Source organism: Chryseobacterium sp. HNCC26DJ240, from assembly GCF_057180485.1.
In genome coordinates this window covers 275437-287885 of sequence record NZ_JBXUGK010000008.1, presented here as the reverse complement: position 1 = coordinate 287885, position 12449 = coordinate 275437, and the positions used below count along the sequence as shown (strand labels likewise).

Annotated in this window: 15 protein-coding genes; 4 read left to right on the top strand and 11 right to left on the bottom strand. The window is 35.2% G+C overall.

Annotated elements, in window-relative coordinates; genetic code table 11:
* Positions 1 to 37 precede the first annotated feature (37 nt).
* The 6 genes from AC2A1G_RS17525 to greA form a co-directional block, all read right to left on the bottom strand.
* Positions 38 to 1321, bottom strand: coding sequence for a peroxiredoxin family protein (locus AC2A1G_RS17525; RefSeq protein WP_484048183.1), 1284 nt, complete (start codon positions 1319 to 1321; stop codon positions 38 to 40).
* A gap of 62 nt (positions 1322 to 1383) precedes the next feature.
* Entirely contained in the window at positions 1384 to 1620 is a 237-nt protein-coding gene (locus AC2A1G_RS17520; RefSeq protein WP_484048182.1) for a signal peptidase, read from the bottom strand.
* 23 nt (positions 1621 to 1643) lie between these two features.
* Entirely contained in the window at positions 1644 to 3665 is a 2022-nt protein-coding gene (locus tag AC2A1G_RS17515; RefSeq protein WP_484048181.1) for a T9SS type A sorting domain-containing protein, read from the bottom strand.
* Between the two features lie 98 nt (positions 3666 to 3763).
* Positions 3764 to 4930: an ATP-dependent Clp protease ATP-binding subunit ClpX gene (gene clpX, locus AC2A1G_RS17510; RefSeq protein ID WP_484048180.1), complete on the bottom strand. Its 1167-nt coding sequence runs from the start codon at positions 4928 to 4930 to the stop codon at positions 3764 to 3766.
* Positions 4931 to 4994: 64 nt separating this feature from the next.
* Positions 4995 to 5384 (bottom strand): HIT family protein, encoded by a 390-nt coding sequence (locus tag AC2A1G_RS17505; protein WP_484048179.1) that lies wholly within the window; start codon positions 5382 to 5384, stop codon positions 4995 to 4997.
* A 24-nt stretch (positions 5385 to 5408) separates the two neighbouring features.
* Positions 5409 to 5879: a transcription elongation factor GreA gene (gene greA, locus AC2A1G_RS17500; RefSeq protein WP_484048178.1), complete on the bottom strand. Its 471-nt coding sequence runs from the start codon at positions 5877 to 5879 to the stop codon at positions 5409 to 5411.
* A gap of 108 nt (positions 5880 to 5987) precedes the next feature.
* Here greA and AC2A1G_RS17495 point away from each other — a divergent pair, with 108 nt between their 5' ends.
* The 4 genes from AC2A1G_RS17495 (at position 5988) to bamJ (ending at position 8792) form a co-directional block, all read left to right on the top strand.
* Complete coding sequence (locus tag AC2A1G_RS17495) at positions 5988 to 6440, top strand: hypothetical protein (protein ID WP_484048177.1); 453 nt, start codon at positions 5988 to 5990, stop codon at positions 6438 to 6440.
* Complete coding sequence (gene dtd / locus AC2A1G_RS17490; RefSeq protein ID WP_484048176.1) at positions 6441 to 6890, top strand: D-aminoacyl-tRNA deacylase; 450 nt, start codon at positions 6441 to 6443, stop codon at positions 6888 to 6890.
* Between the two features lie 221 nt (positions 6891 to 7111).
* On the top strand, positions 7112 to 7963 hold the full coding sequence (locus AC2A1G_RS17485; protein WP_484048175.1) for a hypothetical protein: 852 nt from the start codon (positions 7112 to 7114) through the stop codon (positions 7961 to 7963).
* A gap of 124 nt (positions 7964 to 8087) precedes the next feature.
* Positions 8088 to 8792 carry a BamJ family beta-barrel-assembly machinery protein gene (gene bamJ, locus AC2A1G_RS17480; RefSeq protein WP_484048174.1) on the top strand — a complete coding sequence of 235 codons (705 nt, stop codon included), beginning with the start codon at positions 8088 to 8090 and terminating at the stop codon, positions 8790 to 8792.
* Positions 8793 to 8870: 78 nt separating this feature from the next.
* Here bamJ and AC2A1G_RS17475 read toward each other — a convergent pair whose 3' ends face one another.
* From AC2A1G_RS17475 to AC2A1G_RS17455, 5 genes are all read right to left on the bottom strand, one after another.
* A complete protein-coding gene (locus AC2A1G_RS17475; protein WP_484048173.1) occupies positions 8871 to 9386 on the bottom strand; it encodes a hypothetical protein in 516 nt (171 codons plus the stop codon).
* Positions 9387 to 9430: 44 nt separating this feature from the next.
* The gene (locus tag AC2A1G_RS17470) at positions 9431 to 9976 is read right to left on the bottom strand and encodes a hypothetical protein (protein ID WP_484048172.1); all 546 of its coding nucleotides are present in this window, start codon (positions 9974 to 9976) and stop codon (positions 9431 to 9433) included.
* A 1-nt stretch (position 9977) separates the two neighbouring features.
* On the bottom strand, positions 9978 to 11354 hold the full coding sequence (locus AC2A1G_RS17465; RefSeq protein WP_484048171.1) for a DUF4153 domain-containing protein: 1377 nt from the start codon (positions 11352 to 11354) through the stop codon (positions 9978 to 9980).
* A 32-nt stretch (positions 11355 to 11386) separates the two neighbouring features.
* Positions 11387 to 11872 (bottom strand): Coq4 family protein, encoded by a 486-nt coding sequence (locus AC2A1G_RS17460; protein WP_484048170.1) that lies wholly within the window; start codon positions 11870 to 11872, stop codon positions 11387 to 11389.
* A gap of 175 nt (positions 11873 to 12047) precedes the next feature.
* Entirely contained in the window at positions 12048 to 12437 is a 390-nt protein-coding gene (locus AC2A1G_RS17455) for a hypothetical protein (RefSeq protein WP_484048169.1), read from the bottom strand.
* Positions 12438 to 12449: the final 12 nt, after the last annotated feature.

Genomic DNA, 12449 nt, shown 5'->3' with positions numbered 1-12449 from the left:
TGGTGCAAATATAGAAAATATTTACAAACCTCCAAAATTATTTTAGCTTTAAATATTCTAAAACATCACCTACATGGTCTGGCTTACTGATAATCTTGTTATTAGCATCCAAAATAAAATAAGTTGGCGTTGCATGAATATTATATTTTTCGGCAAAACTACTGTTCCATCCTTTCAATTCCGAATCGTTGATCCAAGGAAAAGCGGCTATTTTTTTTGTGTAAGCATCTTTGTCGGTATCCAAAGAAAGACCTATTATTTCTATATTTTTAGCTTTCATCTCCTGATACTTTGGTAGTAACTGAGGAAGTTCGCTTTCACAATGTGAGCAAGTGGAAGACCAGAAAACAATCACTTTTTTGTCTGCCTTTACATCAGCTAAAGATTTCGCTTTTGTATTTGTTACCGAGTGGAAATTGTGGTTTGGAAAAGTAGCACCTAATTCAACATCAGCATTCGTTTTTAATGTTGTAGCTAAGCGATCAGTGATGGTACACTTCAGATTTTTTGCTTGTGTGAGGTATTTAGTTTTAAATTCCTTCATGTCATAAGCATCAAAAATATCGATTAACTCAGAAAGAACGGTTTGCCCTCTCGGCGTCTCAACTTTTAGAGTTTCCAAAAGTTTATCTACTGAAGCAGTGACATTGTTATTCCCACCAACATTTAGATAAGAAACCAAAACTGGTCTTAACAAAGAAGACGTTTCAAGCATATCATTTGACTTGTCAATGAAATTAACAATATCATCTTGCTTGATATTTCTGGAATTTTCAGCAACCAAGAATTTATTGTAATTAGCATTGTAGTAGCTGATGAAAGGGTGTGTAGAAAAATCAGATGCCGATTTATTTGAAAGTTTTGCAATCTCAGCATCCAAAGCTTTTCCGAAATCACTTGCACCTTTGTAATATTCTTTAATTTGGATTAATGCAGGAAGAATCAATTCTTTTTTCTGTGAACCTTCCTGAATGGAATTCATCAAAGAATTGGCTTCATCCAGATAAACGATATTTTTCACTTTATCTCCTTCAGTTTCCAACGTAATCTCAACATTTTTATTTTCTGAAATAAAATTGAAACTGTTGTTGGTATTGGGTAGAAAGACTTTCATCATTCCAACATAATTCTTTGGATATTTAAAAGTCCAGACATTTTTCTTAGCTGTTTCCTTAGTGAAAACAATATCCTTCGAACCGTTTAAAGTATATAGAATTGCTTCCTGTTCTTTGAAATTAGCAGGTGCTTTGATGGTAACCGCGAACTGAGCATTTATACTAAAAGCGACAAGCAAAGCTGCTGATGCGAAAATCTTTTTCATACTGTAAAAATAAAAAAACTCTCTGAAACAAATCAGAGAGTTTTGATATTTTAATATAATTTTTATATTTTTTGAGACTTGTATTTTTTTGCAAAAAACACAAGCAACATAATTGCCATAGCTGCAAGTACATAAACGTACATATCTACAGGGACGGATTGTGCACCAGGTGTCCCGGTATCGCCAGTAGATCCTCCAGGTCTTGCTGCCGACGGGGGAGCAGGAACTTCCTCTGCATACATAAATCCGCTAACAAATAAATATGTTAAAATTAAGAAGCGTAATATATTTTTTTTCATTTTTATCAAGTTTATGGTTATAATTATCTCTCAATTTTCGTTTGTACAATTTCTCCCTTGTCTGAAACTACTTTAACAACATAAACAGCTTTTAAGCTTTTCTGCAGTTTAATAGTATAATCAGATCCTGCATCTACATTCTTTTCAGAGATTACAAGTTTACCACTCATGTCATAAACCTGAATATCTGCTTTTTTCCATTTTGGATCAAATCTTACAATATAATCATCGATTGGAGGATTATAAACCACCACCGTTCTTGTTGGAGATTTTACTTCAGTAGCACCTAAGGTAGCAGAATTTGGCTGACCGTAATAAAGATCATATTCCTGTTCTGCAGCACCTGTAGCAGGTAACATTTGCTCATTACTAATTGATTGAAGAACACCATCCGGACCTTTAAAGTAGAATCCTATACCTGTTGACAAAGCATGAGCACCAGGTGTAATTGGTGAACCATCTTCTTTAACAAAAAATTTGAAATTAGCGATATTTGAAGTATACTTAACCATTTTTATTGCCTTCCCAACGAAATTATCATTTGCTTCATTGATATACAACCAATATTTATTTTGATAATTTACATCATATCCACCAATAGTTGGATTTTCTTCGTAAGTACCCAAATCATAAGTATTGTCATTACCCATTTGAGTTTTTGCATCAGGAGAATATCCAGTAATTGAATTAGGAGAAACTACAAAATAAGTTCTAACTAATTCATTTCCGTTTGCATCATAACCAATTACTCCCAATTGTTTTACTGTACCTGAATTATTTTGACCATTTTTTGCAGCAGTAACAGAATAAGGAGTTCCACCTGCTTTAGAGTGATAATTAAACCTTCTAAGATTTGCAAAGTTTAATGTTGGTGAAGCTGGGCTTGGCCCAGGAATGTTGCTACTTAATTTTATTACAAATGTACCAAATGGTCTCACGTTAAGATATTCAGTATCTCCTGTCCACACGCTTCCCGATCTAGTAACCTTTTTAAATCCTATTACAGAACCCCCTTGACCTGAAACATAAGTTGTGCCGCCAGCTGTAGGCTCGAAACGGATCCCTTGCAAATTACTAATATAATTTGGATCAGATGGGTTGATTAGGTTATTTAGGTCGATATTAGTTAAATATGGATTTGAAAAAAAGTAAAGATTTTTACCAAATTTTACTCCGTCCCAAATATTACCAGCAAGTTCCGTGTAAGCAAAATAATCACCCAAATACGAATTATACTTTTCATTATAAGCATTCACAGCATTACCACCAACTCCGTAATTTACTGGCAAACCTGCTCCAGCTAAAGTTACAGTCGTATTCGATTGATCAGATACAGGTCTACCTATCAGGGTTCTTTTTGTACCTAAACCATTTGATGCCCAAGCTGAACCTGTACCTCCTGCACCTAAAATATAATACGAGTATGCAGGTCTGGTATTGCTACCAAAATTAGCAGTCGTTATATTATCAAATACGGTATTAGGGTTGCTCCAAAGTAATACTTCGTTTTGCGAAAATCTTGTTGTATTAAAAGTTTTTCCAAACTCGGAAAGTGATGTAAACGATTTATCCCAAAAAGGAACACCTATTTGTTGATAAGAACCATGGTTCACCGAAGCAAACTCTTGATTTACTACAGCTTTAATATTATCCTGAATTAATCCAGAAATATAAAGCTGTCCATAAGTATAATTTAATGTACTTAGAGGAACTGTCTGATTTCCAATGGCTGTATTTCTTAAAGCAAAGTTAGCTTCTTCATTGAGTTTGTTCACAAATGTACCTGAAACTCCACCCGGAACTTCAGCTCCAGAAGTACCATCTAAATTCCTAAAAACATCAGAAGAATTATTACCAGAAATCATGAAATTACCATGATTTTCGATATTACCACCTCCTTTTGTTTGCAAACCCCCGCCATTATAGACAAGAGTCCCTTTACTTACATACATTTTAGCTGCATTATCAACATGCATTAGTACCGTCTGCGCCTGAACAGAAAGACCTAAAGCTAAAAGACCAATAGTTAATAAATTTTTTTTCATTGTATATTATTTTATGTGTTAATACAATATTCAATTGCAAAGATAGAATAATTTTGTTTTAAAAAAAATAATATCAGGTGTTTAAGGGAAATTTTATATTATGTTAATATGATTTCTTCCTGTTCTCCTACACTGAACATATAATCTTCTAAAACCTTTTCTGTAGTTCCGCGAAGACCTCTCGCCCCTAGACCTTTCTCCATTGTATCGTCTACAATTTTCTCTATGGCGGCGTCTGTGAACTCCAATTTTGTACCATCCATCTTAAAGAGTTCAATGAATTGATTTACGATAGAATTTTTAGGTTCTTTCATAATCTGAATCATGGTCTCTTTGGTTAATTTTTCTAAATAGGTAATGATTGGAAATCTTCCCAACAGCTCAGGAATAAGACCAAAAGTACGAAGATCAATAGCATTGATGCTTCTTAAAATATATTCATCTTCATCTACTTTATTGATTTTTTCCGCACTGAAACCAATCGCCTGCTTATTCATTCTTCTTTCGATGATTTCTTTGATACCATCAAATGCTCCGCCGGCAATGAATAAGATATTTTGGGTGTTTACCTGGATATATTTTTGATCAGGATGCTTTCTTCCCCCTTGAGGCGGTACATTCACAATACTTCCTTCCAAAAGTTTCAGCAAACCCTGCTGTACTCCTTCTCCTGAAACATCTCTTGTAATGCTCGGATTATCTGATTTTCTTGCAATTTTGTCGATTTCATCGATGAAAACTATTCCTTTTTCCGCTTTTTCTACATCGTAATCCGCCACCATCAATAGCCTTGAAAGTATACTTTCAACATCTTCACCTACATAACCAGCTTCAGTTAAAATCGTTGCATCAACAATACAGAAAGGCACATTCAGTTCTTTGGCAATGGTTTTTGCCAAAAGCGTTTTACCCGTTCCCGTTTCGCCAATCATAATGATGTTTGACTTCTCCAATTCTACTTCACGGTTTTCTGTCTGTGCGTGAAGCAATCTTTTATAATGATTATAGACCGCAATCGCAAGCTGTTTCTTTGCCTGATCCTGCCCGATTACATATTGATTGAGAAATTCTTTAATCTCTTTGGGCTTTTTTAAATCTTCCATACGTTCTGCCGGAGACAATGCAGAATCTGAAGACGCTGTATCTTTTACGATAGAATGCGCCTGCTCGATGCAGCTTTCGCAGATAAAACCATTTTGCCCGGAAACCAGCATCTGTACTTCATTTCTCTTTCTACCGCAGAAAGAACATTGGTTTGGATTCATTTTATATAGGTATATGATGAAAGAAAATCGCAAAAAATTTCTTTTTTACGATCTTCTATATTTGTTAAGAATTAATAATTGAATTTTGAATTTCGGAATACTCTTCCGATGAAAGTTTAAGTCTTTCATTTTTGAAATTCATGTCTTCGACTTTGTTTAAAGGAATAAGATGAATATGAGCATGAGGAACTTCGAGACCTACAACTGCAACACCAACCCTCACGCATGGAATTGCATTTTTCACCTTCTTGGCGACTTTCTGAGCAAAAGCCCATAAATTTTTATAGTCTTCACTTTCAAGATCAAAAATAAGGTCAACTTCATTTTTAGGAACCACCAAAGTATGACCTTTTACCAAGGGCATAGCATCCAGAAATGCTATAAATTTTTCATCTTCAGCGATTTTGTATGCGGAAATTTCTCCGTTGATGATTTTTGTAAATATTGAGCTCATTTTTCCGAGTTTTAAAAATGATATTTAAAGAGTGATATCCAAAACTTCAAAAGAAAGTTTATTTCCGTTTGGCAATACGATTTCCGCCGTTTCACCAATCACTTTCCCTAATAAACCTTTAGCAATAGGCGTATTTACAGATATTTTACCGGTTTTCAGATCACTTTCGTTATCCGGAACCAATTTGAAAACCTGCTCTTTTTTTGTATCGTTATTTAAAAGTTTAACTGTAGTAAGAATTGATACTTTAGATGTATCCAACTGCGTTTCGTCAATTACTTTTGAAGTTGTAACAATATCTTTAAGTTTTGAAATTCTCATTTCGAGCATTCCCTGCGCTTCTTTTGCTGCGTCGTACTCAGCGTTTTCAGACAAATCTCCTTTATCTCTTGCTTCTGCAATCTGTTGGGTAATTTTCGGTCTTTCAATTTTTTCTAATTGCTCAAGCTCGGCTTTCATTTTATCCAATCCTTCCTTAGTTACATAGCTTGCCATAATTTTAAAATTTTGTTTTAGTATAAAAAAATAATCCGACATTTGTCGGACAATGTTTTTGCTTGTTAATCGTTATTGTTTTACAAATATATAAAAATTTCAATTCAAATGAAAAAAACTTTTTCGCTCATCATATTTTCAATAATTCTGATTTTCAGTAATTTAAGTCTAAATTCTTGCAGAAGTACCAATGATACCGTAAGCTGTTTTCCTAATGCTCCTGTGAATGTTTCTTTAAATTTAAACCTTCCCGCCTACTTTAATCTTACACAACCTCAGGGCTGGATTTACGTGAACGAACAACAGTCCGGAACCCGAGGTTTAATCATTGTTCGCAGATCCGGAAACACCTTTCAGGTCTATGACAGAAATGCACCTCATCTTTGTCCGGACACCAATACTACACTCGAAGTAAAAGACAATATCAGCATCGTTTGCCCAAAAGATAACGCCACCTGGATTTTACTGACAGGAGATCCCACTTCAGTTACGTCACTTCCTCCAAAAACATACCTTTACAATTACGATGCTTCTACGAATGTTTTAAATGTATATTTTTAAATGAAAGCAGTAATACAGAGAGTTTCTGAAGCAAGCGTAAAGGTGGATGCTAAAATTGTAGGAGAAATAAAAAAAGGCTTCATGCTTCTTATTGGAATTGATGAAAGTGATGAAAAACCGGATGCCGACTGGCTGGTTCAAAAAATTCTAAATCTCAGGGTTTTTGGGGACGAAAATGACAAACTCAATCTTTCCATTCAGGATATATCTGGGGAGATACTTTGCATCAGCCAATTCACTCTTATCGCAGATTATAAAAAAGGCAACAGACCTTCTTTTATAAAAGCCGCAAAACCCGACAAAGCCATTCCGCTGTTTGAATATTTCAAATCTGAAATTTCAAAATCCGGACTAAAAACCGAAAGCGGAATCTTCGGAGCGGATATGAAAGTCTCTCTCATCAACAACGGTCCCGTTACAATTATAATGGATACAAAAACGAAAATTTAACATTACTCCTGTTTTTGGTGATTTAAAATCGTTAAATCACTCCTAAACCCGTGAAAACAGTACAGTTTCATTAAGAAACCTTTTTTAGTTACAAAAACACACTATTACTGATTACGCATCAATAATTTAATATTACGATGATAATCACAACATAATAGCATATTTTTTGCTTTGGTTTTATTAAATTTAACTAATTTAACACCAACTAAAAATTAAATCTTATGAGAAAATGTTACATTTTGCTTACAGCTCTTCTATGCAGCTATGGCATACACGCACAAGTAGGGATCAACACCGATAATCCACAAGCAACATTAGACGTTCAAAAAAGTACAACTTCCAGTCAGCCAATGGGAATCATTCCGCCCCGTGTCACAGGAGATGAGCTTAGATTGAACGCTAACCTGTATGGATCTGCTCAAAACGGTGCAATCGTATACGTTACAACACCTGTTACAGCTACAAATGAACCTAAATCATCAGGAGTTACAACTCGTGGACTATTTATTTATGATGCATTAGAACCCAATGGAGTTGGAAACGGGTCGTGGCAGATAATTCCTGACGGGCCGGCAACACCAACAACTGGCGCAGGAGATGGAGCTTATGCTGCAAAATTTAGCAGTAACTTTAACCTTCTGGGATTAAGCGTTGCAAACAGTTTGGTAGAACTGAATATCGGAGGAACAACAGGAGGAACAACTACAGTACAAGTACCTTCATCAAGCATGAGCAATGGAGTTTATACAGTTCCTTCAACAGGAATTTATCAAATCACATATCAGTATAAAGAGGGGTCAGGTGCCAATGTAAGTCTTCTTACAAATTCGGGAATCCGTATTCTGAGAACACCTGTTGGCTCAACCACTGCTTCTATCTTAGATTCTAAAGGCTTTGGAGGTGTAAGCGTTGCTTTAGTTCTTACAGTCAGCATTACAGAAACCACAATCAATCATTTATATAGCTTGAATGCTGGTGACAAAATTCAGTTTGGTATCGACAGACAATCGCTTGTCGGAGTTTCCCTAACTACCACTTCCGAAGCTGACATCTCTATTTACAGAATAAAATAAAACTCTTCAAAAAAAATAAAAATGCTTTCTCAATTGATGGGAAAGCATTTTATTTTACATATCAATTAAGAATTTCCACAATAATTGTTAGTTTTGTATCCTTATAATTTTAAGATTAAAAAAAATGAAAAAACAGACCATCGCATTGATCTGCGTAGCAATATTCAGCGTTTCCTGTGCTCAAAAGAAAGACAAGCAGGCAACAGACAAATATACTGATGACCAAAAAGCATCTTATTATATTGGATTGAACATTGCTCAGAACATGAAAAAAGAAGGCTTTAATGTAGATGCAGATTTATTGGCACAGGCAATTAAAGAGGATTTGGCCGGAAAACCAAAACTTTTTCCTGAAGAGGAAATGAATACTTTCATGCAGACTTTCATGCAAAAGCAAGGCGAAAAAAAGATGTCTGAAGCTACAGCGAAAGCAGGTGAAAACAAGAAAAAAGGATTGGAATTTCTTGCAAAAAACAAGCAAAACGCAAAAATAAAAACTACTGCTTCAGGTTTACAGTATGAAGTTGTAACTGAAGGTGATGGAAAGACAAAACCTAATGCAACTGATGCTGTAGAAGTAAAGTATACAGGAAAATTAATCGATGGAACTGTTTTCGATTCTACAGACAAGAATGGCGGCGCACCCATCGAACTTAATCTTGGAAGCGTAATCAGAGGATGGACAGAAGGCATTCAGCTGATGAGCAAAGGAGCAAAATACAGATTTTACATCCCTTCAGATTTAGCTTATGGCGATCAGGGAGCAGGAGGAGCTATTCCACCGGGAGCAACCATTATATTTGATGTGGAACTTGTGAATATCAAATAGATTTTTTGACCTATCAGATAAAAAAAATGTCTTTCATTAATTTTGAAAGACATTTTTATGTTTAATATTTTAATGTAATTATCTTACAGGTACGCTGCTGAAATTCAAAGCTACTTTCAGATTCATGTCTGAGGAAGTCTGGTTTTTCAGTTCGTAAACGGTTCTCACTGTTACTCCCGAGCTTTTCACTACAGAATCCAAAAATCCTGTTTCGTTATTTAAATCGAGATTTAGGCTTGAAGATGTTGTAGAAATATTAGATCTCGAGGCAACCAGTCTTTCGCTGGTACCGTCTGACGATATGTAAATTTTTACAGATTTCAATGCGCTTAAAGTTCCTCCTGTGGGAGATGCTACTGAGATTTTGGCATCAGAAATTCTTACATCTTTGATCTGAGCATTATTATTTCCGCCAAACCAAGTTTGAACGTTATTTGCTGTTGACGTAGACGAAACTTCTTTATCTGCAGGAACTCCCGTAGATACTAAGACACTTGTTGTGTAAGGAAACGTATTTTGTACAATAGACTGTACTGCACCGCAACTTGCCAAAAATGCAGATGCAAAAACTGCGGTTGCTACTATCTTTTTCATTTTAAATCAATTTTTTTTGTTTCTGGCATCACAAATTATACCAATTATTCAACTGTTACCGAAAAGTCTCCGGTGGTGATTCCGTCGGACATATTGTTTTTACCGATGATTAGCCACAGTTCGCCTTTTCCTTTTACTGCATGTACAAGTTCTTTTCCGAATGGGCCATCCATTGATCCGTCGGGCATTTTGATCTGATTAAATCGGATGTTTTGGTTTTTATCTTTGACTTTTATTGTTGCTGAAATATCAGATTTCGTAAAATCGGTAATTTTCAGAATCAGTTTATCGTGTTTTTCTGTAAATTTTTCTCCGATGGTAAAAGGAAGCCTCTGTCCGTCTGCCATTCTGATGATCACACGGTCTTTTTCTTCCCGCATCACACCTGTTTCCAAAACCTCTTTGGTTTTTGGGGCATTGTTGATGACAGAATCTTTCATTCTCACCGCTGCTGATTCTTCAACATTGATGTTTGCTGCCTGTTCATCCACAATCACAGAGTCGTTAGTTTCATTTACCGCTTGCTGTTTTTCTTTCTGACAGGAATTTAGAGATAAAAACACGATGGCTATTGGAAATAAAAATTTCATATTACTTAGTTTTGGTAGTTTCGTAGAACAGAATTTTTGAGAAAAAGGTTTTCTGTTTCTCCTGTTCAATTTTAAAAATAACTTCTTTTAAAAGTTTTTCATCCTTTTTTTCTTCAGCATATTTCAGCAATTGTTTTTCGCTGAAACTAATGGACTGAAGATGAAAATTAATGGCAAAATCACTTCTCTTGCTGTTTTGAAAGGTGATCAATCCACCCCAATTGACGAAAGAACATGCTAAAACTGTTCCATAAAAAGCCCAGATCATTGAGTTGAATAAGTAAGCATTGGTTTTCTTTTTCTGAATTTTAATGAAAGTAATAATTAATCCGACAGCGGAAAGAATAAGGAAAGCATAGACTCCCAATTTTTTGTAGGTGAAGGCATGAAGAATAAGATATTCTGTGTTTTTAGCTGCTGTTACGAGAAGCAGGATCAGATTCAGAACAATCCATAATTTAGCTAAAACTTTAAGCCAATATGCTTTCGGATCAAAATTGAAATTTGATTTAAAATAAAACATAATCACCATAATCGCCATAACAATCGAACCAATGACCGCTTCTACCCTGTTGTGCGTTTCTTCCGACATGTAATTCGGAGATTTTTCTGTTTGGTAAAACTGTTCGTAAGTATAAGTTGCGATAAAAAAGATCAGCATAATGTTTAAAACCACCAGAGAAACGATGCCGCTCGCTCTTTCAGAATTAAAATCTAAAAATGAAAATGTAGGTTTTTCTCTATTTAAAGATGAAGAAAATGCATTGTTGAGGATAGAATTGTTTTTATAAATAACTCTTTCCACAGTAAAATTATAAAAGTTGAAGGTAATGAAAAATCCTAAAACCGAAAGCACAAAAATCTGCCAGAGGTTAATATCTAAAATGACATTATTGAACAGTCCTGCAAAAGAATCGCTTCCCGCGGAATAAATCCAAAAGAAAATAAGGGCAAAAATTAATGGTATGAGAACAAATGCTAAAGTTTTCTGCCACAAACCTGAAACGTTTCGCTTCGGCATCCAATCATCAAAACTGAAAACCCTACAGACTGAAGTAAAAAAACTGGTGATAAAGACCGGCAAAATCATAAAAGTTTTTAACCTGTTTTGTTTTGAGCGGTATGACAGAAGGAAAAGCGAAGAAATTTCAGCAAAAAATGACGGAGCATCGCAGTAATAAGCAAATGCGAAAGCCGAAAACAGACTTGCTACAAACGCAAAGTAAAATATTTTGGTTTTATTCTGAGCTGGTGTTTTCAAAAATGTAAAAACGGAATAAACAACCCCGAGAATTCCGAGGTTGAGACCAATATCTTCGTTGTAAAATACAATAACGAAAACTAATGTTGAGATAAATATATAGTGATGTGTTTTCATGATGCTGGATGTTGGATGCTTGATGTTGGGTGTTAAAATAAGACTTGAGTTTCTTTCTGTCTGAAGAAGTCTTTTACGTTTTCGAAATTTTGCCAGAGAAGTTCTTCGAAGTCGATGTGATGAAAGGCTCGCATTGATTTTCCTTTTTGGTAGGCATTTCTGTAAATTTTGTGATATTCGGGTAGGATGATGCTTCCCAAAACAATGGCGGCCAAAAGATGGGCGTTGAGTTTTCCGTTGCCGAGGAGCAGGAACTGCATGGCGATTTCGTCTTCGAAGTTGGTTCCGCAACCGGTGATCAGATGATGTACGTCGTGGTTTTCCATTTTTGGGATCATCGTGAAGCCGTGTTTTTTGTAGAATTCGCCGAGTTTTCTGCCAAGGGAATCTTTTTCAAATTCCAAAAGCTGTTTTTCATTAAACTGCCACTGTCTTTTCTTCTTTTTGAAATATTTTCTGTAGAGTTTTTGTGTTTTGTCGTAAACGAAAAGCAGGAATTTTACGCGGAGTTTTTTCATAATTTTTATTTTTAAACGCAAAGTGCGCAAAGGTTTTTTTTAATTACTAACTGTTTTTAGGTTCGCAAAGGCGTTCCACTCAGCAAAGACTGCGGGTTGCAAAATGAGCTGAATTTATCTCAGACATAAAAACTTTAAAACATTTATTTTCAAGCATTTATTACTGAAAGTTTTTTTAATAAAATTCTAAAAAGTAAGACCTCACAATCATCAGAGGAACTAAAAAAGGCAGGGAAACTGAAAACCAAAAGCCGATATTAAAAAGATGAATTCTGAACTTATGAGAATTTTCTTTATTAAAATTAAAGTCATGATTCGCACCTAAAAAATAGAATAAATTAGCAAAAACCATCATGCCCACATAGCCGACTCCCTGAAAGAACATTGTAAAAAAAGTAATTTCAAATTCGGGATCATGAGGCATAATAAGCGTAACGCCCAAAATTACATACAGGATAAAAGCAGTTATTCCAGAAACTACAAGTCCGAAATTGTAGAGCAATCTTTTTTCACTCCACCATTCTTTAATCTGTGAGTTGGTGAGATTTGAATTTTCGGTTTCCATTGGGTAAGGTTT